A 22,456-nucleotide genomic window follows, 5' to 3' on the forward strand; every position below is an offset into this window, starting at 1 on the left:
GGGCTTCGGGGATACCACATGGGCCGCCGTGAAGGCGGCCATCCGTTGTTACGGGCCGGCCTTGACCGCCACGAAGGCGCTGTTGCCGCTGCCGGTGCGGACCAGCAGCATGACCACGTCACCCTTCTTGTACCCGGAAAGTGCACGGTTCAGGGTTTCCACGCTGCCGACCGGGGTGCTGGCCACCTGCAGGATCACCATGCCGCCGGACAGGCCGGCATCCCGGGCACCCTCGCCCTTCACTGCGGTGATGCGGACACCTTCGCCCGTCTCCAGGCCCAGCTGCTTGCGCTGCGGCGCAGTCAGGTCGGCAACCTCCAACCCCAGCAGGGCATTGGCGCCGGTCTGCGGGGCTGCCGTGTCATTGCCTGCGGACGGGCTGCGGGCGTTGCCCTGCGCATCCTCGGCCAGGGCCGTCAGGGTCGCGCTCAGGTCACGCGGCTTGCCGTCGCGGATCACGCCCAGGGTGACCCGGCTGCCCGGCGCCATCGCACCGATCAGCGGCGGCAGATCGGACCAGCTGTTGACCGGCGCGCCGTTCACCGTGCGGATCACGTCACCGATCTTGACCCCGGCCTTGGCCGCAGCGCTGTCCGGCACGATCTGGTTGACCAGCGCGCCGCGGCTGTCGGGCAGGCCCATCGCCTGTGCCTTCAGGCCGTCGATTTCCTGGACCACCGCGCCGAGCTGGCCACGGGTGACCTTGCCGGTCTTCTTGATCTGCTCGACCGCACTCATCGCCAGGTCGATCGGGATCGCGAAGCTGATGCCCATGTAGCCACCCGAGGCCGAGAAGATCTGCGAGTTGATGCCGACTACTTCACCGCGGGTGTTCAGCAGCGGACCGCCGGAATTGCCCTGGTTGATCGCCACGTCGGTCTGGATGAACGGCACATAGCGCTGGTCCGGCCCACCGGTATTGCGGCCGAGGGCGCTGACCACGCCGGCGGTAACCGAGTGGTCCAGCCCGAACGGCGAGCCGATCGCGACAACCCACTGACCGGGCTTCAGGCTGTTGGAATCACCCACGCGCACGGTCGGCAGGTTCTTGCCGTCGATCTTCAGCAGGGCCACGTCGTACTGCTGGTCGCTACCGACCACCTTGGCGGTGAATTCGCGACGATCGCCGAGCTTGACCTTCACTTCACTGGCGTCGGCGACCACGTGGTAATTGGTCAGCACGTAGCCGTCAGGCGAAATGATGAAGCCCGAGCCCATGCCGCGGCCCTTGATGCTGGGTCCGCCGTCCTGGCCGCCGGGGCCCTGCCCCGGCATCGGGAAATCCGGGCCGAAGAAGCGGCGGAAGAACTCCGGCATCTCGTCATCACCCGGGCCCATGCCGCCCCGTGCCTGGCGGTTGCTGCGCACGATGGTGGTGTCGACGTTGACCACACCGGGGCCGACCTGTTCCACCAGATTGGTGAAATCAGGCAGACCGCTGACCAGCGGTTGCGCCGGTGCGCGGGGCGCCGCAGCAGCGGCTGCGGCCTGCGGCTGGGCGGCAGGCGCCGCCGGTTGGGCGCAGGCCACCAGCGGCAGGGTCAGGGCGAACAGGCCAATGGCATGTGTGCGCAGTCGGGGAGTCATCGGACGGCAACCTCCGGGTCGGATGGAAAGGGAAAGAAGCGCCCCGCCGACGGCGGGGCGTGGGACGGCACCCGGCTCAGTCGCGCGGGCGCTGCGACGCCGGCAGGTCGTCCTGCAGGCGTGGCTCGAATGGATAGAACGCGGCGCCACCGGCATGGGCCGGGAAGCTGGCATTGAGAGCGCCACCGGCGGCGGGCGCCAGGCTGGAACGCGGCCACGGCCGTGCCTGCAGGCTGCCGACCTCGCCAAATGGCAGGTTGCGCGCGCTACTGGCGGGCACGGTCGGGGTCAGCGGCGTCTGGCTGGCGACCGCGCGCAGCGGTGCGTCATCGCGCTGGGCCACGCGTGCGGCCTGCTGGCTGCGGGTGGCGCTGGCGCGGCGTGCGTCCTGGCGGCGGCTGGCTGCGGCCATGGCCACCGCCGGCACGCTGGCCACGGCCATCGCGGCGGTGTCCACCGATGCCTCGGTCACAGCCGCAGGCTGCCCGGATGCCGGCGGCAACTGCGCCTGGCTGGCAATCACCTGCGGTGCGGAGACATCGACGGGCGGTGCCTCCTGCAGCTTTTCGCGGCCTACGAACAGCGCCACGGCGGCAACCGAAGCCACCAGCGCGCCACCACCCCAGGCACGCCATCCACTGCGGCGGGCCTGACGCTTCGGCTCAGCCTGCGGCGCAGGCTCGGCGGCGATGGCGGCAGCCACGGCGGCACTGAAACCGGCCGGTGCCAGCAGTGACGCCTGGCCACGCATGACGTCACCCAGCAGCTGCCAGCGTTCCTGGCAGCCTGCCAGTTCCGGATCGTGTTCCATGCGGCGCACCAGGAAGCGCGCCTCGTCTGCCCCCAGCTCGCCGTCCACCAGCGCCGACAACTGCTGGCGATGGCGTTCGTCCAGGCGTTGCCCGGCGGGAGACTGGTGGTTGTGCGATTCGTTGTTCGGAATGCGGGTCATATACGGCTCTTCTCGCGGGTGGCGCTGCCGATGTCCAACAGCGGCCGGAGTTCGGTGTCGATCGCCTCGCGCGCCCGGAAGATCCGTGAACGCACGGTGCCGATCGGGCACCCCATCTTCTGCGCGATTTCCTCGTAGCTCAGGCCTTCCACCTCGCGCAGGGTGATCGCTGACCGGAGTTCTTCCGGCAGCGCATTGACGGCCTTCATCACCGTCTGTTCCAGTTCCTGGCGCATCAACTCGCGCTCGGGCGTGTCGGTGTCGCGCAGGCGTGTTCCGCTGTCGAACTGCTCGGCGTCGCCGATGTCGATGTCATCGGTCGGCGGGCGGCGATTGTGCGAAGCCAGGTGGTTTTTGGCGGTATTCACGGCGATCCGATGCAACCAGGTTGAGAACTGGGCGTCGCCACGGAAGCTTCCAATCGCACGGTAAGCACGGATGAAAGTGTCCTGGGCCACGTCCTGACATTCACTCCAGTCGGCGATGTAGCGACCGACCAGGGCCACGACCCGATGCTGGTACTTGCGCACCAGGACATCGAAGGCGGCACTCTCGCCGTGCTGCACGCGCCGGACCAGTTCCAGATCCAGCTCCTGTGGTGTATCAACATCGGCCATGAGGGGCCGCACTCCTGTCAGCCCAACCGACGTCGGGCAATGAGACTGCCAATCCCGGGAAAAGTTCAGTCGCCGATCACTTGGCGCCGCACCAGCTTTTAACCACCGTTCCGTTAACGTTCCGGTCCAAGGCCTGCGATCCGGGGCGCCACACCCCTGCTATTGGGATTTGACGCGGGGGAAACAACCTCTGGATCATAGCCCCCTTCTCCATACACAACCGGATGGAACGTCCATGCTCTCAAGCTTCGATGGTCTCCGCTTCAGCCACTGGCACCCCGAGATCCGCGACGATGGCGTGGTGGTCCTCTCCCTTGATCGTCAGGACAGCAGTGTCAACGCAATGTCGCAGGATGTCCTGCTGGAGCTGGGCGATCTGCTTGAGCGCATCGCCATGGACCCACCCAAGGGTGTGGTGATCCAGTCGATCAAGAAGGCAGGCTTCATCGCCGGCGCCGACCTGAAGGAATTCCAGGAATTCGATCGCCGCGGCACCGTCAACGATGCCATCCGCCGTGGCCAGTCGACCTACCAGAAGCTGGCCGAACTGCCCTGCCCGACCGTGGCCGCCATCCATGGCCATTGCCTGGGCGGCGGCACCGAGCTGGCCCTGGCCTGCCGCTACCGCGTCGCGTCCAATGACAGCTCCACCCGCATCGGCCTGCCGGAAACCCAGCTGGGCATCTTCCCGGGCTGGGGTGGCAGCGCGCGCCTGCCGCAGCTGGTCGGCGCGCCGGCGGCGATGGACATGATGCTGACCGGACGCACGCTGTCGGCCTCGGCCGCACGCGGCATCGGCCTGGTCGACAAGGTGGTGGCACCGGCCGTAGTGCTCGACACCGCCGTGGCGCTGGCGCTGTCCGGCACCACCCGCCCGTTCAAGCAGCGCGCGACGGCGTGGGCGACCAATACCTGGCTTGCACGCCAGCTGCTGGCACCGCAGATGGTCAAGCAGGTTGCGCGCAAGGCGAAGAAGGACCAGTACCCGGCGCCGTATGCGTTGATCAGCACCTGGCAGCGCAGCGGCGGCAAGCCGGTGCAGGCACGCCTGGACGCCGAACGACGCGCGGTGGTGAAGCTGGCCAGCACGCCGACCGCGCGCAACCTGATCCGCATCTTCTTCCTCACCGAACGCCTGAAGGGCCTGGGTGGTGGAGATTCCGGCATCCGCCACGTGCACGTGGTCGGTGCTGGCGTGATGGGCGGTGACATCGCGGCGTGGGCCGCCTACAAGGGCTTCGACGTGACCCTGCAGGACCGCGAGCAGCGTTTCATCGACCCGGCCATGGAACGCGCGCAGGCGCTGTTCGCCAAGAAGGTGCGTGACGAGAGCAAGCGCCCGGCGGTGGCCGCACGCCTGCGTGCGGATCTGGAAGGCAACGGCGTGGCGCAGGCCGATCTGGTGATCGAGGCGATCATCGAGAACCCGGAAGCCAAGCGTGCGCTGTACCAGACGCTGGAGCCGAAGATGAAGCTCGACGCGTTGCTGACCACCAACACTTCGTCGATTCCGCTGGTGGAACTGCGCGATCACATCCAGCGTCCGGCGCAGTTCGCCGGCCTGCATTACTTCAATCCGGTGGCACAGATGCCGCTGGTGGAGATCATCCATCACGACGGCATGGCCGCTGAAACCGAGCGTCGCCTGGCGGCCTTCTGCAAGGCGCTGGGCAAGTTCCCGGTGCCGGTTGCCGGCACTCCCGGCTTCCTGGTCAACCGCGTGCTGTTCCCGTACATGCTGGAAGCGGCCACCGCGTATGCCGAAGGCATTCCGGGTCCGGTGATCGACAAGGCGGCGGTGAAGTTCGGCATGCCGATGGGCCCGATCGAACTGATCGACACCGTGGGCCTGGACGTGGCCGCCGGCGTGGGCAAGGAACTGGCACCGTTCCTGGGCCTGCAGATTCCGGCGGCGCTGCAGACGGTGGAACCGGACAAGCGCGGCAAGAAGGATGGCCAGGGCATCTACACGTGGGAAAACGGCCGGGCCAAGAAGCCGGACGTGGCGCGCGACTACCAGGCGCCTGCCGATCTGGAAGATCGCCTGATCCTGCCGCTGTTGAACGAGGCAGTGGCGTGCCTGCACGAGGGCGTGGTCGCCGACGCGGACCTGCTGGATGCGGGCGTGATCTTTGGTACCGGTTTCGCACCGTTCCGCGGCGGTCCGATCCAGCACATCCGTGCAGTCGGTGCCGATGCACTGGTGGAACGCCTGAAGGCGTTGCAGCAGCGTCACGGCGACCGTTTCGCACCGCGCCCAGGCTGGGACAACCCGCTCCTGCGCGAACCGGTGGTGTGATCGGCCGGGCCTGCGGCCCGGCACCCGCAGAGGCAACAACAACAGCTACAGCAAAAGCCAGGGCCAAAGCGGCTCTGGCTTTTCTGTTTGTTGGGCGGGGCGATGTGGGTTGGCAGGACACGCCGTAAACCCATCCATGGGGGCTCGATGGCGCCATCCATGGCGCCAACGGTCCTGCCAACCCACACCGCCCCACCCCTGACAGTTTCCCGGTGACGGTCAGTGAACTGCGATTGCTGGTAGGTGTCGACCTTGGTCGACACGCTTGATCCACGCCATGCGTGGATGCGAGCGAAGCGACCAGCGTTTGATTTTGATTTTCTTTTTTCTTCTCCGTGGCTGGACGACACACGGAAACTGTCAGAGGCCGGGCGGGGTGGGTTCGCGGGGGTGTCCGCGGCATGGATGCCGCGGCCAAGCCTTATCTGATTGGAATCTGGCAGCGTAGGTGTCGAGAGCCGGCGTGGGCCGCCGTGTAAGCCTGGATCTCGACGATCGCCTTGGAGCTTGGCGCCCACGCCGGAATCTCCCTTGATCCGCCCGAACAGTTGCTGGAGCTGACACTCGCAGTAATAAGACTGGGCAAGCGGGGGAGCTCTCGACCCTTCCAGACTATACGGAGTCCGGTGATGAACGGGATCGGGATTGATGTCAGCAAGCGCCAACTGGATGTCGGCACGACGGATGGAGAGGTGCTGCAGGTCAGCAATAGCGCTTCGGGTTTCGCTGAATTGGATCTCTGGTTGAGGAAACATCCGGTGAGCCAGATCGTGCTGGAGGCCACTGGGGGCTACGAACAGTCAGTACTGAACTTCCTGCACAACGCCGGTCATGCGGTGGTCCGTGCCAACGCGCTGCGGGCTCGCAGGCTGGCCCAGGGAATGGGCCAGGTGGCCAAGACCGACCGTCTGGATGCCTATGCATTGGCGCAGATGGCGGCCTTGGTGAAACTGCCCGCTTATCAGCCACTGGAGCCCTGGCAGCAAAAGCTGCGGGAATTTGTGCGGGCGCGTCGACAGACGATGGAAGCCCTGACCGTAGCGCGCCAGCAGCAGGAGATGGTGACCGATCGTGAGTTGCGCCGACTGCTGCAAGCCAACATCAGCCGCCTGCAGAGGATGGTTGGGCGTTTGGGACAGCAGATTGCCGAGCAGGTTGCCCAGCAACCTCAGCTGGCGGTACTGAAGTCGATGAAAGGCGTGGGCCCTGTCCTGCAGGCGGTATTGGCCAGCTATCTGCCGGAGCTGGGCAAGATCAGCGGCAAGGCCATCGCCAGTCTGGTCGGTGTAGCACCCATGTCCCACGACAGCGGAACCATGCGCGGCAAACGAAGCATCCATGGCGGCAGGGCCGAGATCCGTCAGGTGCTTTACATGGCCAGCATGTCGGCCATGCGGCATGAACCTCGACTGCGCGATTTCTACCAGTCGCTGCGAGCCCGAGGCAAAGAAGGAAAAGTAGCCATCGTGGCGGTGATGCGGAAGATGCTGGTGATTCTCAACGCCCGCATGCGTGACGCTCAAGGCGGATCGATCCCCGCCTGAAGCCAGTCTGCGCGTGCCCCAAAAGGCTGCCGGCCAGCGGCCGGCACTACCGTGCGTGACTGTCGGAGGGGCCGAGGCCCCTCTCTCAACACAGTTGCTCCAAGGACGGATTCACGGCGTCCCCCGCGAACCCACCCCGCCCGGCCAAGCGCGGCTTTTGATTTTGCTTCTGCCTTACGCGACCAAACAACCAACCAACCAACAGCCACGAGGGGCTGCGCCGTTGGCTGGAACAACCTGTTACCCGAACGGGGAATGTCACCGTCACGACAGCATGCGATCCTGACCGCCTTGATCCCTGCCAGCGAGAACGCCCGCATGACCACCATCATCGCCCCGCGCGTACACGACATCGGCGGCCTGGAAGTGCGCCGTGCAGTGCCCACCCTGCAGGCCCGCAGCATCGGTTCGTTCGTGTTCGTCGACCAGATGGGCCCGGCACTCATGCACCCCGGTACGGCCATCGACGTGCGCCCGCATCCGCATATCGGCCTGGCCACCGTCACCTATCTGTGGTCGGGCGCCATCGGCCACCGCGACACGCTGGGTTCGGACCAGGTGATCCGCCCCGGCGACGTCAACTGGATGACCGCCGGCCGCGGCATCGCCCATTCCGAGCGCACGCCGCAACCCGATCGCGACCATGACAACCCGATCCACGGCATGCAGACCTGGGTAGCGTTGCCGAAGTCGCATGAGGAAATCGAACCGGCGTTCTACCACCATGCGGCTGCCACCCTGCCCGAGCAGCGTCGCAACGGCGCCTGGCTGCGGGTGATCGCCGGGCGCGCCTACGGCGAGGAGTCGCCGGTAAAGGTGTTCGCCGATACGCTCAACGTGGCGATCGACCTCGACCCGGATGCAGAGATCGACATCGATGATGGTCACCGCGAGCGTGCGCTGTACATCCTCGAGGGCGAAGCGCAGCTGGATGGCGTGGACATTCCGGCCCAGCACCTGGTGATTCCCGAAGCCGGCGCGCGCGGCCGCCTGCGCGCGAAGACGCCAGTGAAGGCGATGCTGTTCGGTGGCGAGCCGCTGGATGGCCCGCGCCATCTGTGGTGGAACTTCGTTTCCAGTTCGAAGGAACGTATCGAGCAGGCCAAGCACGACTGGGAAGCCGGGCGTTTCGGCACCATTCCCGGCGACGACAAGGAATTCATTCCCCTGCCCGAGCATTGAGCATCGCGTGTTGCACACATCCGAGGGTGTATCCCTGCACCCGGCGTTGACGCTACAGTCACCCGCTGATCACTGAAATGTGACATAAATCACACTTTCGACCGTCAAAGGAGTGCAACACATGAGCATGGGTAAACGCTTGTCCGCCGAGTTCCTCGGCACGTTCTGGCTGGTTCTGGGTGGCTGTGGCAGTGCCGTGCTGGCCGCCAAGTTCGGTGGCGACGGCAATCCGCTGGGTATCGGTTTCCTCGGCGTGGCGCTGGCCTTCGGCCTGACCGTGGTGACCGGCGCCTACGCGTTCGGCCATATCTCCGGTGCGCACTTCAATCCGGCCGTCAGCGTGGGCCTGTGGGCCGGCGGCCGCTTCCCGACCAAGGATCTGCTGCCCTACATCATCGCCCAGGTGGCCGGCGGCCTGCTGGCGGGTTTCATCCTGCTGCAGATCGCCTCCGGTGCCAGCGGCTTCGCCATTGATGGCAGTCAGGCGGGTGCGTTCGCCAGCAACGGCTATGGTGCGCTGTCACCCGGTGGCTACAGCGTGGCGGCCGCGTTCCTGTGCGAAGTGGTGCTCACGGCAGTGTTCCTGATCGTGATCATGGGCGCGACCCATGGCAAGGCGCCGGCAGGTTTCGCGCCGCTGGCCATCGGCCTGGCCCTGACCCTGATCCACCTGATCAGCATTCCGGTCACCAATACGTCGGTGAACCCGGCCCGCTCCACGGCGGTGGCCTTCTTCGCCGGCAGCGGCGCAACCGGCCAGCTGTGGCTGTTCTGGGTCGCCCCGCTGCTGGGCGGTGCGATCGGCGGCATCATCTACAAGTGGATCGGCAACGACCGCTGAGCCGTGACCGTGCCATTGCGGCCGACCTTCGGCCGCAATGGTTACGGATGTAACCGCGATTTGTGCGATCGCTCACGTTCCGTTAAGGTCTGGTCATCCGCCCGTGCTTGTGCCGGGCAGAACGGCATCCGGGGATGGGATGCCTCGGCCGCCGGTGACCGGCGGTGCCAACGACACGTCACCTTGGGGGATGCATGAAGTTCGCGCCTGTTGTTTTGTCGAGCCTGCTGTTCGTTGCGGCGTCTGCCTGCGCGCAGGCCCCGGTCGAATGCCCTTCGTTGCCCGCCAGCAGCGGCCTGCAATGGCAGCAGCAGGTACAGTCCGGTTTCCTGATCTGCCGTGCGGCCACCGGCGACGGTCGCGAAGTGCTGAGCCTGATGCTCAGCCAGCGCGATCCGGGCATTCCCCTGACCCGCTCGCTGCGCCAGGAAAAGGGCAGCTTTGCCGGTGAATCGATGTACTGGTATCAGCCGGATCTGGGCGGCCAGGAGCCACCGGGTTATGCCGAACGCCGCATCAGCGTGGTCAAGCTGGACAAGGGTCGCTACGCGCAGATCGCGCTGTATCCCGACAGCTCCCAGGAACTGGGCACACTGCAGCAGCTTGCGCAGGGCATGAACCTGACGCCGTCTGCCGTGGCCGACGGCCGCTGAGAGGGTGCGGGGATGACTGCTTGGCAGCGTCCCCGCAGGATCCAGTACACCGGGCATCCGCCGGGCATGGCCCGGCGCTGCCCCTCAGAACCTGCCTTCCTGGAAATCAACGAAGGCCTGCATCAGTTCTTCGCGGGTGTTCATCACGAACGGGCCGTGGCGCATCACCGGCTCGCGCAGCGGTCGACCCGCCACCAGGATCAACCGCGCACCGTCAGCACCTGCCGACAGATGCAGCTGCTCGCCGCCGCCCAGCACCGCCAGTTCCTGCCGTGCCACGTCGCGCGCAGCATCCTGCTCACCCACCGTCAGCGCGCCTTCGAACACGTAGACGAACGCGTTGTGGCCTTCCGGCAGCACATACGTCCAGGCGCGGTCGGCGGCCAGTTCGATATCCAGGTACAGCGGATCGGTGGCGGGCTGCGCGATCGGGCCCGCCGTTCCCTCGACCGTACCGGCGATCACCTTGACCTGCACGCCTTCGGCCGGCCGCACCACCGGAATCTTTTCGGGAGCGAATTCCTGGTACTTCGGCGCGGTCATCTTGTCGCGCGCCGGCAGGTTCACCCACAACTGGAAGCCGCGCATCTGCCCGCTTTCCTGCTCGGGCATCTCCGAATGCACCAGGCCACGGCCGGCGGTCATCCACTGCACGCTGCCCGGGGTCAACAGGCCTTCGTTGCCGTGATTGTCGCGATGCCGCATGCGGCCATCGAGCATGTAGGTGACGGTCTCGAAACCACGATGCGGATGCTCGGGGAAACCGGCGATGTAGTCCTCGGCACGATCGGTGCCGAACTCATCGAGCAGCAGGAACGGATCAAGGTCGGGCAGCGACGGACCGCCGATGACCCGGGTCAGGCGAACACCGGCACCGTCGGAGGTGGGCATGCCACGGATGGTGCGCAGGACGCGGACCGGCTCGGGAAGGCTCATGGTGACTCCTGTTGGATGGATGCCAGTAAAAATGGACGCTGCGGCGCGCAACGCCAATGGATGCCGTCGCAACCGATTGTTCCATCCCTGGTGTTCGCCGCATGTCATGTCCGCACGCCGGCACCGCCTGCGTTGTGGGCAGCGAGGGAACATCGCCACCTGCCACCCCCATGTACGACCAAAGTACTACCGCAGAATGGTCCCGTGCACATTGACCCTGCCAGGGGCACGCGGGACTCTTTGCCTGTCTTTCCGGGAGAGAGCACCTCATGAAAGGTTTTTCCAAAATAGGCTGGGCGGCCCTCGCCCTGCTCGGCGCGTTCTGCCTGGGTACGGTGGCGCTGCGGCGCGGTGAGCACATCAATGCGTTGTGGATCGTGGTGGCGGCGGTATCGCTGTACCTGGTCGCCTACCGCTTCTACAGCCTGTTCATCGCCGACAAGGTGATGCAGCTCGATCCGACCCGGGCCACCCCGGCGGTGATCAACAACGATGGCCTGGATTACGTGCCGACCAACAAGCACGTGCTGTTCGGCCACCACTTTGCCGCCATTGCCGGTGCCGGCCCGCTGGTCGGCCCGGTGCTGGCCGCACAAATGGGCTACCTGCCCGGCCTGCTGTGGTTGGTGGTCGGCGTGGTGCTGGCCGGCGCTGTGCAGGACTTCATGGTCCTGTTCCTGTCCAGCCGCCGCAACGGCCGCTCACTGGGTGACCTGGTGCGCGAGGAAATGGGCCAGGTGCCCGGCACCATCGCGTTGTTCGGTGCCTTCCTGATCATGATCATCATCCTGGCCGTGCTGGCGATGGTGGTGGTCAAGGCACTGGCGGAAAGCCCGTGGGGCATGTTCACGGTGATCGCCACGATGCCCATCGCGATCCTGATGGGCGTCTACATGCGCTACATCCGGCCAGGCAAGATCGGTGAGATCTCGGTGGTGGGCCTGGTGCTGCTGCTGGCCGCAATCTGGTTCGGCGGCAAGGTGGCAGCAGACCCGACCTGGGGCCCGGCCTTCACCTTCACCGGCACCCAGATCACCTGGATGCTGATCGGCTACGGCTTCGTCGCCTCGGTGTTGCCGGTGTGGCTGCTGCTGGCACCGCGCGACTACCTGTCGACCTTCCTGAAGATCGGCACGATCATCGCGCTGGCCATCGGCATCCTGGTGGTGATGCCGGAACTGAAGATGCCGGCACTGACCCAGTTCGCCGCCAGCGGCGACGGCCCGGTGTGGAAGGGCGGCATGTTCCCGTTCCTGTTCATCACCATCGCCTGCGGCGCGGTGTCGGGCTTCCATGCGCTGATTTCTTCGGGTACCACGCCGAAGCTGCTGGCCAATGAAGCGCACATGCGCTACATCGGCTACGGCGGCATGTTGATGGAATCGTTCGTTGCCGTGATGGCACTGGTGGCCGCTTCGATCATCGATCCGGGCATCTACTTCGCGATGAACAGCCCGGCGGCGGTGATCGGTGCCGATGCGGCCTCGGCCGCGCACTACATCACCAATACCTGGGGCTTCACCATCACCCCCGAACAGCTGACCGCCACGGCCGCAGCGATCGGTGAACCGACCATCCTGCATCGTGCCGGTGGTGCGCCGACGCTGGCGGTGGGCATCGCGCAGATCCTGCATGAGGCGATCCCCAGCAGCAGCGACGCGATGATGGCGTTCTGGTACCACTTCGCCATCCTGTTCGAAGCACTGTTCATCCTCACCGCTGTGGATGCGGGTACCCGTGCCGGTCGCTTCATGCTGCAGGACCTGCTCGGCAACTTCGTTCCTGCACTGAAGAAGACCGAGTCGTGGACCGCGAACATCATCGGTACCGCCGGCTGCGTGGCGCTGTGGGGCTACCTGCTGTACACCGGCGTGGTCGATCCGTTCGGCGGCATCCAGACGCTGTGGCCGTTGTTCGGCATCTCCAACCAGATGCTGGCGGGCATCGCGCTGATGCTGGGCACGGTGGTGCTGTTCAAGATGAAGCGTGACCGTTACGCGTGGGTCACTGCGGTGCCTGCAGTGTGGCTGCTGATCTGCACCACCTATGCAGGCTTCATCAAGATCTTCGACAGCAACCCGGCGCAGGGCTTCCTGGCCCAGGCACACAAGTTCCAGGACGCCCTGGCCAGCGGCACCATCACCGCACCGGCGAAGTCGGTCGCACAGATGCAGCAGATCGTGGTCAACGCCTACGTCAACACCGGCTTGACTGCGCTGTTCCTGCTGGTGGTGGCGTCGGTGCTGGTGTATTCGATCAAGACGATCGTGGCGGCGCGCCGCAATCCGCAGCGCAGCGACCGCGAGACCCCGTACGTGGCCCTCAAGCCGCATGAAATGGTGGACCTGTAATGAGTACGCAACTGGTTCCGGTGGGGCAGTACCAGGCGCATCGCCGCCTATGGCGACGTCTGGTGCAGACAGCACGACTGTGCTGCGGCATTCCCGACTACGACAACTATGTGCGGCATGTGCGGGAGAAGCATCCGGACCGCGAGCCGATGGACTACAAGACGTTCTTCCGCGAGCGGCAGGAAGCGCGGTATGGCGGGCGCAACGGCGGTCGCTGCTGTTGAAGTGTGAAGTGGGTGCCGGGCTTGCAGCCCGGCGCCCGCAGAAGCGACGGCAACTGCAACGGCAACGGCAGCAGCCGAAGCGTCGGCTCTGGGGTTCTGTTTGGTTGGCGGGGCGGTGTGGGCTTGCAGGACACGCCGTAAACCCGTCCATGGGGGCTCGATGGCGCCATCCATGGCGCCAACGGTCCTGCAAGCCCACACCGCCCCGCCTTTGACAGATTTCCGGTGACGGCGCGAAACATCTGGGGTCGGATCCGTTTTCCTTGGAAAACGGATCCGACCCCTTCTTTGTTCATGGAGACCGATGGAATTCATCCAGGGATGGGATGGATCCAGCAGATCGCGGAAAACTGTCGGAGGCGGGGTGGGTCCGGTTGCGGGGGTGTCCGCGGCATGGATGCCGCGGCCAAGCCCCCAGGGATGGGTTTACGGCGTCCCCCGCAACCGGACCCACCTCGCCATCCCACGGATAGCCCGCTGTTGCTGTTGCTTCGGCTGTTGCCGTTGAGGTTGCCGGCCAGCGGCCGGCACTACCGCGGGTGCCGGGCGCTGGCCGGCTGGACTACTCAGCCGTTGGCCATCCACTTCAGGATCAGCCCGGTCACGTATGCCAGTCCGGTACCGGTGGCATAACCGACCGTGCCGAGCAGCACGCCTACCGGCGCCAGCGTCGGATGAAACGCTGCCGCCACCACCGGTGCCGAGGCAGCGGCGCCGATGTTGCCCTGGGAGCCAATCGCGAAGAAGAACAGCGGCGCGCGCACCAGCTTGGCAACGATCCACAGCACCAGCACGTGGGTGGCCATCCAGATCGCACCGAGCAGGAACAACCACGGACGATCCAGCAGCGAGAGCAGGTTCATCTGCATGCCGATGCAGGCGATCAGGAAGTACAGGAACACGGTGCCCAGGCGCGAAGCACCGGCCGCTTCCAGCCGCCGTGCGCGGGTGAAGCTGAGGGTCAGGCCCATCGCGGTGGACAACAGGATCACCCAGACGAACTGGCTGTCGAGGCTGAACTGGCTGGCCCAGCTGACATTGGCCTTGAACCAGCCGGACAACGGTGCGGCGATGGCATGGGCCAGGCCGACCCCGCCCAGTGCCACGCCGACAATCACCATCAGGTCGGTCATGCTCGGGATGCGGGCATTCTGCGCCTCGTAGGCGCTGATGCGTGCCTTCATCTCATCGATGGCGCGGGTGTCGGCACCGTTGCGTGCATCGATCTGCTGGGCGCGGTTGGCCATGAACAGCAGGATCGCCATCCACAGGCTGGCGCAGGCCACGTCGACCACGGCGAACTGGCCGAAGGTGGTGGCATCAGTGCCGAACACTTCGCGCATGGCGACCATGTTGGCGCCGCCGCCGATCCAGCTGCCGGCCAATGCAGCCATCCCGGCCCAGGTGTCACCGGCGACGGTTTCCGGATGGATCAGCTTCATCACCTGGAAGGAGACGATGGCACCGAGCATGATGCCGGCGGTGCCGGCGCAGAACACCAGCAGCAGCTTCGGGCCGAGCTTGGCGATGCCTTTCAGGTCGATCGACAGGGTCAGCAGGACCAATGCCGCCGGCAGCAGCACGTCACGTGCGACCGGGTTGTACAACGAGGTGTTGTGGCCATCGATGACACCGGCGGTGTTGTAGATGGCGGGGATGAAATAGCACAGCAGCAGTGCGGGTACCCAGGCGAAGATCTTCTTCAGCAAGGGCGTTGGGCCGCTGGCAGCCCAGAAGATCAGGGCGAGGGTGGCGGCAATCAGACCAAGGCCAACGATGTCGTTGCTGATCAGGGCAGTAGCGGTAGCGGGTTCGGTCGGCATGGGATCCTCTGTCGATCGAAAGAGCGGAAAAGAAAAGCGCCGCATAAGCGGCGCGGGTCGAAATTAACATAGTCTTCACGCAGGGTCATGCTGCGCTGCTTGCGGCAACGCGCAGGCCTGCCGAGAATCGCAGCATTCCCTTCTGGAGCCTGCCCCATGCAACTCGGCGCTTTTTCAGTCAGCCTGGCGGTAAAGGACCTGGCCACCTCGCGTGCGTTCTATGAGGCGCTCGGGTTCTCGGTAACCGGTGGTGATGCGGCGCAGAACTGGCTGGTACTGCGCAACAACGGCATCGTGGTCGGCCTGTTCCAGGGCATGTTCGAGGGCAACCTGCTGACCTTCAATCCCGGCTGGGACCAGCACAAGCAGGAACTGGCATCCTTCCAGGACGTCCGCGAGATACAGGCCGAACTGGATGCCAAGGGCATTGAACTGGCGCTCCGCACCGATCCTGATGGCCAGGGCACGGGCTACCTGCAGCTGGCTGATCCCGACGGCAACGTGATCCTGATCGACCAGCATGTGGCGCGGCCGACGGCGCGGTGACGCGGCCAGCGTGCCAACCAAGGTTGGCACCTACCAGAACGCACGCGGCCATTGCCTGGTAGGCGTCGACCTCGGTCGACGGACAGGTCAGCCTGGCCGCGATGTACCAAAGTCGAGCGAAGCCAGGGTGCCGCGCGGTTCGCAGGGCTGCAGCTGCAGGGTCCAGCCCAGGTGTTCGCACAGCCGCGCGATCAGTTCCAGGCCGATGCCGCCGCGGTCACCACGCTCCCCGCGTGCCATCCGCGCGTGGATCGCAGCGATCTCTTCCGGACTCATGCCATGGCCGGGGTCCTGCAGGGTCAACACCGCTGCCGAGGTCAGGCGCAGCTCGATATGACCGCGCCCGCTGTTCTCGATGGCATTGCGCAGCAGGTTGCCGATCGCTGCCTGCACCACGGCCAGTGGTGCAACGATGTCCACCGGCGCAGCCTGGATGCCGATGCTCAGGTCCTTGTCGCCCAGCAGATGGCGATGGTCGTCGACGATCTCCGGCAGCAGCTGGTCCAGGGCGATGCGCTCGGCGCGGCTGGCCAGACGTGCGGGATCACGCGCCAGCACCAGCAACAACTCGATCAGCTGCTCGACACCCTGCGCGGTGCGCAGTACGCGCTGCATCTGCTGGCGTGCGCGCTCGGGCAGGCCCGGCTGCTCCAGGGCCAGCTCGGCGGCACCGGTCATCACCGCGATCGGCGTGCGCAGTTCATGGCTCGTGGTGCTGATGAACACCCGCTCACGCTCGACGAACTGCTCGTTGCGATCAAGGTAATCGTTCAGCGCATCGGCAATGGTATGCAGCTCGGAACTACCGCGCGGATCGACGTCGATGCGCTGGCCCTGCACGCCAGGCCGCAGTGCACCGATGTGCTGGGCCAGCAGGCTCAGCGGGCGCACCATGCGCTCCATGCCGAACGAGGCCATCAACACGGTGACGAAGATCATGATGATGCCGGCAAGCATCACCCAGCGTGTGGCGAACTGTTCCAGGTCGTGGAAATCGGAGATGTCCAGGGCCAGCGCAACCCGTCCCATCGAACCGGTATCGCGCACCATCACCGCCGTCTCGCGCTCGCCGATCATCACTCCGTCATGCAACCCCGGATGCAGGGTGCGCAGGCTGGCGGGCATGTTGGCTTCGTTGAAGCGGAACAGGCTCAATGTGTCCGAATCCTGCCAGCGATAGTGCGGCTCGTGCTCGGTGTGATCGACAATGCTGTCCAGTTCCGAATTGAGCAGCGCGCGCCACGCGGCATGCTCGGCGTGTTCGTGCACGTAGTTGCCCACGCTGAACACTGCCAGCGAGATCAGCGCCAGGTAGCCCAGCAGCCACCACACCACCCGCCGGTACAGCGGCCCGGGTTTACGCGCCATCGTCATCGTTCCGTACGTCGGCGCCTGCAGTCGACGCCAGCCGGTAACCGACCCGAGGCAGGGTGTGGATCAACTTGTCGGCAAACGGGCCGTCCACGCTGCGCCGCAGCTCGTACACATGCGAGCGCAGCAGGTCGCCATCCGGCGGCTCATCACCCCACAGGGCGAATTCCAGCTGCTGCCGGGTCACCGCACCCGGGCTGGCCCGCATCAGCACTTCCAGCAGCTTGCGGCAGGCCGGGTACAGGTGCAGCACCTGGCCGGCACGCTGCGCCTCCAGGGTCGCCAGGTCCAGCACCAGGTCGCCCACCTGCAAGCGCTTGCGCGGATTCCGGCCCTGCGCCCGCAGCAGCAGCGCCTCCAGGCGCACTTCCAGTTCCGGCAAGGCGAATGGCTTGGTCAGGTAGTCATCCGCGCCGGCACGGAAGCCCGCGATCTTGTCCGGCAGTTCGTCGCGCGCGGTCAGCATGATCACCGGCACTTCCGAGACGTGCTCGGAGCGCAGCCGGCGCAGCACCTCCGGGCCCTCCATGCGCGGCAGCATCCAGTCCAGGATCACCGCGTCGTACGGGTGGCTGCCGGCCAGGTGCAGGCCGGTGATGCCATCCGGGGCAACGTCCAGCACATGCCCGCGCGACTCGAAGTAGTCGAACAGGTTGGCCACCAGCTGGCGGTTGTCCTCGATCACCAACAGGCGCATGCACGAAACATCCACGGGAAGTGCCACCATGGTAGCGCCGCGGATGTCGGAATGCGGTCGCCATGGCGGCGGCTCCGACGGCTTTCCCACGTGCCCCTCATCAGAATGGCCGTTTTGCTGCCGGAGCCCCCCGTGCCCGTTGCCCTGCCCCGCCGCTGGCACCTTCCCCTGCTGTGGCTGCTGATCGTGATGGCGCTGGCTGCCGGTCTTGGCATGCGCCAGCCGCAGCCACCGGACGAGCCACGGTTCGTACTGGCCGCGCGGGCCATGGTGGAGAGCGGCGAGTGGCTGCTGCCGCACCGGGGCAGTGAGCTGTACGCCGAAAAGCCGCCGGTGTTCATGTGGCTGCAGGCCGCTGCCCATCAGGTGGTCGGCAGCTGGCAGTGGTCGTTCCTGCTGCCGTCGCTGCTGGCCGCGCTGCTCAGCCTGTGGCTGGTTTCGGACCTGGCGCGCCGGCTTTGGTCGCCACGCCATTCGCTGTATGCACTTGGTGCACTGTTCTGCACCCTGCAGTTCGGCCTGATGGCCAAGCGCGCGCAGATCGACATGGTGCTGGTGGGCATGACCACGCTGGCCCTGTGGGGCCTGCTGCGCCACCTCTGCGAGCGCCGCAACCTGCCGGCGCTGTGGCTGGCCGGCTTCGCCGCTGGCGTGGGCACGGTGACCAAGGGTGTGGGTTTCCTGCCGCTGCTGATGGTGCTGCCCTGGTTCGGCTGGTGGCTGTACCAACGCCGTCGAGGCCAGGTGGTGGACGGCCCCCACCCGGCCAGCCTGCTGTGGCTGGTCCCGGCCTTCCTGCTGGGCACCGCGGTATGGCTGGCGCCGCTGGGCTGGGCGCTGCTGCATGAACCCAGTGCATCGCTGCAATCGTACGCACACGAGCTGCTGTTCAAGCAGACCGGCACCCGCTATGCCAACGCCTGGCACCATCGCCAGCCGGCCTGGTATTACCTGCAGGTGATCGCCACCCTGTGGCTGCCCGGCGCCCTGCTGCTGCCGCTGATGATCAAGCCGTGGTGGCGTCGCCTGCGTCGCGGTGACCAGCGCCAATGGCTGCTGCTGGGCTGGGCCGCGCTGGTCCTGCTGTTCTTCACTGCCAGCCCCGGCAAGCGTGAGGTGTACGTGCTGCCGATGTTGCCGGCGATGGCACTGGCAGTGGCACCGTTGCTGCCCGGCCTGCTGCGTCGCCTGTGCGTGCGCCGCTACCTGTTCGGCTACAGCCTGCTGCTGATGCTGGCTACCGGCGCGCTTGGCGTGATGATGCTGACCGACAGCCCCTGGGCGCAGGCGCAGCTGGCACGGCGGGCGATGCCCGACACGTTGCTGCCCGTATTCGGCGACGGCCTGCTGACCTTCGCCATCGCCGTGGCGACGCTGGCGGTATGGCTGCGGGTGCGACGCGCGGCCACACTCGTACTGCTCACCCACGGCCTGCTGTGGATGCTGTATGGACTGGTGCTGATACCGGCGCTGGACCCCTATGCCTCGGCGTCGGCGGTGATGCGCCGGGTGGGTACGCGGATCGGGCCCGATGCGGAACTTGCGCTGGTGGCCTGGCGCGAACAGAACCTGCTGCAGGCCGACCGGCCGGTGCGCGAGTTCGGCTTCAAGCGGCCGTGGGCGGAGCAGTGGCACGACGCGGGCCCATGGTTGGCCGAGGCCCCGGACAAGCGCTGGTTGCTGGTGCTGGACGAGGCGATGAGCCCCTGTGTCGATCCGGCCCAGGTCATCGAGATCGGTGTTGCAAACCGCAATCGTTGGCAGTTGCTTCCGGGGACTGCGTGGGACCCGGCGTGCCACGCCGAACGCGCCGGCGCCAACGACGATGAAGACTGAACGACGATCTGCGCCGGGTGCGTATTAACCCGGCGCAAACGCATGTACGACCCTTCTCCGACATGCCAGTGACGAGCATGGCCGCGGATTCCCGTAACGGCCCCTTCCCTGCATGCCCGCTCGTCCTCTTGCCCCGGCAGTCTCCTTCGCGCCATCGCTGTTGGCGTCGCGTTTTGCCGTTACCCATCTTTGGCTGCCCTCTGTCATCGGCATTGCGGTGTTCACCCTGCTGATGGGCTTCGGTGGCGATCAGTGGCTGGCCGACCATCTGTTCCGCCTGGAGGGCGGTCAATGGGCCCTGCAGAACAGCTGGCTGACCCGTTCGGTAGTGCATAAAGGCGGCAAATGGTTGAGCACCGCTGCGGCCCTGGTGGTGATGCTGCTGTGCTTCCACCACTGGCGTCGTGGTCGCGATCGCACGCTGCGCTGGGCGCTGCTGTATGTGGTGATTGCCATGGCTCTGGGTACGGGCGCGATTTCCCTGCTGAAGTCGCTGGTACCGATGGACTGTCCGTGGGATCTGCTGCGCTATGGCGGACACGAACCGTTCGTCGGCCTTTTCAGCAACCGCCCGACCGGCATGGCCGCCCGCGCCTGTTTCCCCGCCGGCCACGCAAGCGCCGGTTACGCGTGGCTGTGCCTGTACTTCTTCGCTCTGCTGTGGCGACCGTCGTGGCGCCGGGCCGGCCTTTGGATCGGCCTCGGCAGTGGCCTGGTGTTCGGCATCGGTCAGCAGCTTCGTGGCGCCCATTTCCTTTCGCATGACGTTGCTACCGCGTTGATATGTTGGCTGCTGTCGCTGGGCCTGTACCTGATGGTCCGCCGTCAGTTGGACCGCTCGACCCGCCAGGAGGCGATTGCATGAACGCATCGGTCCAACGTTCCTTCCGGTTGCCGACATTGGCCAGCGTCCGCGCATGGCGGCCACAGCTGTCCACCGAAGCGCTGATCATTCTCACCAGCCTGTTCTTCGCTGTGGCCGGCAATGGCCTGTTCTGGCACAGCGCCATGGCCAGCCATCCGGGCAGCCTGCGCTATGCGCTTTCGCTGCTGTTGCTGCTGCTGGGTGCACACGGCGTGCTGCTGGGCATCCTGGTGTGGCGCTGGAATGCCAAGGTGGTGATCAGCGTATTGCTGCTGGTCACCGCGTTCGCCGCGCACTACATGAGCCGTTACCACATCTATCTGGATGCGGACATGCTGCGCAACGTGCTGGCCACCGACCCGAAGGAAAGCCGCGAACTGATGACGGTGTCGCTGCTGTGGCCGGTACTGCTGCTGGCCGCGCTGCCGATGGTGGTGCTGTGGCGCGTTGAACTGCGCCGCCGCAGTTGGGGCCGCAGCCTGCTGTGGCGCATCGGCTTCCTGCTGGTCGCTGCGGCCACCGCACTCGGTGGCGCGCTGGTGTCCTTCCAGGATGTGTCGGCCCTGATGCGCAACCAGCGCGAAGTGCGCTACCTGGCAACGCCCGCCAATGTGCTGCTGGGGCTGCCGCGTGCGCTGCGCGGCGACAACCCGGTGCAACGCGCGCCGAAGTTGCCGATCGGTACCGATGCCAAGGCGACCCCGCGCGCACCGACCAGCAAGCCACGCCTGCTGGTGATCGTGATGGGCGAAACGGTACGCGCGCAGAACTGGGGCTTGAATGGCGGCCGCAACACCACGCCGGAGCTGGCCCAAGCGGCGGTGGTCAATTTCCCGGACATGCACTCCTGCGGCACCAGTACCGAGGTGTCGCTGCCGTGCCTGTTCTCGCCGTGGGGACGCCACGAGTACGACGAAAAGAAGATCCGTGCGCACCAATCGCTGCTGCATGTACTGAACCGCGCGGGCATCACACCGCTGTGGCGCGACAACCAGTCCGGCTGCAAGGGCGTATGCGAGGGCCTGGATTTCCAGTCACTGTCGGATGCGACCACGCCGGGGCTGTGTGCCGATGGCCGTTGCATGGACGAGATCCTGCTGCAGGACCTGGCGACCCAGGTGCGTGCACGCCCGGGTGACCGGGTGGTGGTGATGCACCAGCTGGGCAACCATGGCCCGGCCTATTTCGAGCGCTACCCGCCCGCCTTCCGCCGCTTCACCCCGACCTGCGATACCCGCGACATCGGCCGCTGCACGCGCGAAGAAATCACCAACAGCTACGACAACGCCGTGCTGTACACCGATCATTTCCTGAGCAAGACCATCGGTACGCTGCAGGGCCTGCAGGACTACGACACCGCGATGATCTACCTGTCCGACCACGGTGAGTCGCTGGGCGAAAAGGGCCTGTACCTGCACGGCGTGCCATACGCGATCGCACCGGCCGAGCAGACCCGGGTACCAATGACGATGTGGTTCTCACCGGGCTTTGCCAGCAGCCGTGGACTGGATCTGCAGTGCGTGCGCAAGCGCTCGGCCAGCTACACCGACCACGACAACCTGTTCCCGTCGGTGCTGGGGCTGATGCAGGTGAAGACCTCGCTGTACGAGCGTGATCGCGATCTGTTCGCTGGCTGCGAGAGTTAGGGTTTGTCGGCAGGGCTTGCAGCCCTGCACCTGCAGAGGCAACGGCAACGGCCGAAGCAAAAGCAGAAGCGGGTTTCCTGAGGGTTGGCGGGGTGGGTCCGGTGGCGGGAGACGCCGTAAACCCGTCCATGGGGGCTTGGCCGCGGCATCCATGCCGCGGACACTCCCGCCACCGGACCCACCCCGCCTTCGACAGTTGGCCGCAATCTGTCAGGCCATCTCTCGGGGTCAGATCCGTTTTCCGGAGGAAAGCGGATCTGACCCCGTTTTTATTGTCGATACCTGACAGATGTGTCGACCAAGGTCGACACCCACCAACAGCCGCGGAGATCTGTCAGAGGTGGGGCGGTGTCGGAGTGCGGGGTGTCAGCCGCATGGGCCCGAGGCATGCCTCGGGCGGGTTGGGCAGGATGCCCAAACCCGGTCTTGCCGTGTGCGCAGGACAGCGCACACGAGCAAGCGGCTGCCAAGCCTACAGGGACGTAC

General features: G+C 66.0%; 18 protein-coding genes. 11 read left to right on the forward strand and 7 right to left on the reverse strand.

The genetic code is table 11. The features are described from left to right. Positions 1-48: 48 nt before the first annotated feature. The 3 genes from QP457_RS16140 to rpoE all read right to left on the reverse strand — a co-directional run bounded on the left by QP457_RS16140 (position 49) and on the right by rpoE (position 3,156). Entirely contained in the window at positions 49-1,587 is a 1,539-nt protein-coding gene (locus QP457_RS16140) for a DegQ family serine endoprotease (RefSeq protein ID WP_205406249.1), read from the reverse strand. A 76-nt stretch (positions 1,588-1,663) separates the two neighbouring features. Continuing rightward, the gene (locus QP457_RS16145) at positions 1,664-2,539 is read right to left on the reverse strand and encodes a sigma-E factor negative regulatory protein (protein ID WP_205406250.1); all 876 of its coding nucleotides are present in this window, start codon (positions 2,537-2,539) and stop codon (positions 1,664-1,666) included. Beyond that, entirely contained in the window at positions 2,536-3,156 is a 621-nt protein-coding gene (gene rpoE, locus QP457_RS16150) for an RNA polymerase sigma factor RpoE (protein ID WP_025877103.1), read from the reverse strand. The genes QP457_RS16145 and rpoE overlap by 4 nt, the downstream gene beginning before the upstream one ends. Before the next feature lie 235 nt (positions 3,157-3,391). Between rpoE and QP457_RS16155 the strand changes: the two genes are divergently transcribed. From QP457_RS16155 to QP457_RS16175, 5 genes are all read left to right on the forward strand, one after another. After that, positions 3,392-5,455 (forward strand): 3-hydroxyacyl-CoA dehydrogenase NAD-binding domain-containing protein, encoded by a 2,064-nt coding sequence (locus QP457_RS16155; protein ID WP_165377815.1) that lies wholly within the window; start codon positions 3,392-3,394, stop codon positions 5,453-5,455. A 629-nt stretch (positions 5,456-6,084) separates the two neighbouring features. After that, positions 6,085-6,999: an IS110 family transposase gene (locus QP457_RS16160; protein WP_205406424.1), complete on the forward strand. Its 915-nt coding sequence runs from the start codon at positions 6,085-6,087 to the stop codon at positions 6,997-6,999. 318 nt (positions 7,000-7,317) lie between these two features. After that, positions 7,318-8,181 (forward strand): pirin family protein, encoded by an 864-nt coding sequence (locus tag QP457_RS16165; protein ID WP_099818932.1) that lies wholly within the window; start codon positions 7,318-7,320, stop codon positions 8,179-8,181. A 121-nt stretch (positions 8,182-8,302) separates the two neighbouring features. Next, positions 8,303-9,022 (forward strand): aquaporin Z, encoded by a 720-nt coding sequence (gene aqpZ, locus QP457_RS16170; protein WP_089236428.1) that lies wholly within the window; start codon positions 8,303-8,305, stop codon positions 9,020-9,022. A 194-nt stretch (positions 9,023-9,216) separates the two neighbouring features. Next, the gene (locus QP457_RS16175; RefSeq protein ID WP_180166231.1) at positions 9,217-9,675 is read left to right on the forward strand and encodes a hypothetical protein; all 459 of its coding nucleotides are present in this window, start codon (positions 9,217-9,219) and stop codon (positions 9,673-9,675) included. Between the two features lie 84 nt (positions 9,676-9,759). Here the strand turns inward: QP457_RS16175 and QP457_RS16180 are convergent, their stop codons facing one another. Further along, positions 9,760-10,611, reverse strand: coding sequence for a pirin family protein (locus tag QP457_RS16180; protein ID WP_205406321.1), 852 nt, complete (start codon positions 10,609-10,611; stop codon positions 9,760-9,762). A gap of 269 nt (positions 10,612-10,880) precedes the next feature. On the opposite strand from QP457_RS16180, the gene QP457_RS16185 reads away from it, so the two are divergent. Further along, entirely contained in the window at positions 10,881-12,962 is a 2,082-nt protein-coding gene (locus QP457_RS16185; protein ID WP_025877093.1) for a carbon starvation CstA family protein, read from the forward strand. Next, positions 12,962-13,186: a CstA-like transporter-associated (seleno)protein gene (locus tag QP457_RS16190; RefSeq protein WP_089236433.1), complete on the forward strand. Its 225-nt coding sequence runs from the start codon at positions 12,962-12,964 to the stop codon at positions 13,184-13,186. Before QP457_RS16185 ends, QP457_RS16190 begins: the two co-directional genes overlap by 1 nt. 566 nt (positions 13,187-13,752) lie before the next feature. Here QP457_RS16190 and QP457_RS16195 read toward each other — a convergent pair. Further along, entirely contained in the window at positions 13,753-15,009 is a 1,257-nt protein-coding gene (locus QP457_RS16195) for a DUF819 family protein (RefSeq protein WP_180166229.1), read from the reverse strand. A 156-nt stretch (positions 15,010-15,165) separates the two neighbouring features. On the opposite strand from QP457_RS16195, the gene QP457_RS16200 reads away from it, so the two are divergent. Continuing rightward, positions 15,166-15,555 carry a VOC family protein gene (locus QP457_RS16200; RefSeq protein WP_205406397.1) on the forward strand — a complete coding sequence of 130 codons (390 nt, stop codon included), beginning with the start codon at positions 15,166-15,168 and terminating at the stop codon, positions 15,553-15,555. Positions 15,556-15,642: 87 nt separating this feature from the next. Here the strand turns inward: QP457_RS16200 and QP457_RS16205 are convergent, their stop codons facing one another. After that, positions 15,643-16,923, reverse strand: coding sequence for a HAMP domain-containing sensor histidine kinase (locus tag QP457_RS16205; protein WP_180166226.1), 1,281 nt, complete (start codon positions 16,921-16,923; stop codon positions 15,643-15,645). Further along, on the reverse strand, positions 16,913-17,623 hold the full coding sequence (locus QP457_RS16210; RefSeq protein ID WP_205406396.1) for a response regulator transcription factor: 711 nt from the start codon (positions 17,621-17,623) through the stop codon (positions 16,913-16,915). Before QP457_RS16210 ends, QP457_RS16205 begins: the two co-directional genes overlap by 11 nt. Positions 17,624-17,755: 132 nt before the next feature. Here QP457_RS16210 and QP457_RS16215 point away from each other — a divergent pair, with 132 nt between their 5' ends. The 3 genes from QP457_RS16215 (at position 17,756) to QP457_RS16225 (ending at position 21,970) form a co-directional block, all read left to right on the forward strand. Then, entirely contained in the window at positions 17,756-19,459 is a 1,704-nt protein-coding gene (locus QP457_RS16215; protein ID WP_205406395.1) for a glycosyltransferase family 39 protein, read from the forward strand. Positions 19,460-19,571: 112 nt separating this feature from the next. Further along, entirely contained in the window at positions 19,572-20,324 is a 753-nt protein-coding gene (locus QP457_RS16220) for a phosphatase PAP2 family protein (RefSeq protein ID WP_100553213.1), read from the forward strand. Beyond that, positions 20,321-21,970, forward strand: coding sequence for a phosphoethanolamine--lipid A transferase (locus QP457_RS16225; RefSeq protein WP_205406394.1), 1,650 nt, complete (start codon positions 20,321-20,323; stop codon positions 21,968-21,970). The genes QP457_RS16220 and QP457_RS16225 overlap by 4 nt, the downstream gene beginning before the upstream one ends. Positions 21,971-22,456 lie beyond the last annotated feature (486 nt).

Source organism: Stenotrophomonas sp. As-7 (assembly GCF_030291015.1).
Taxonomy (GTDB): domain Bacteria; phylum Pseudomonadota; class Gammaproteobacteria; order Xanthomonadales; family Xanthomonadaceae; genus Stenotrophomonas; species Stenotrophomonas lactitubi.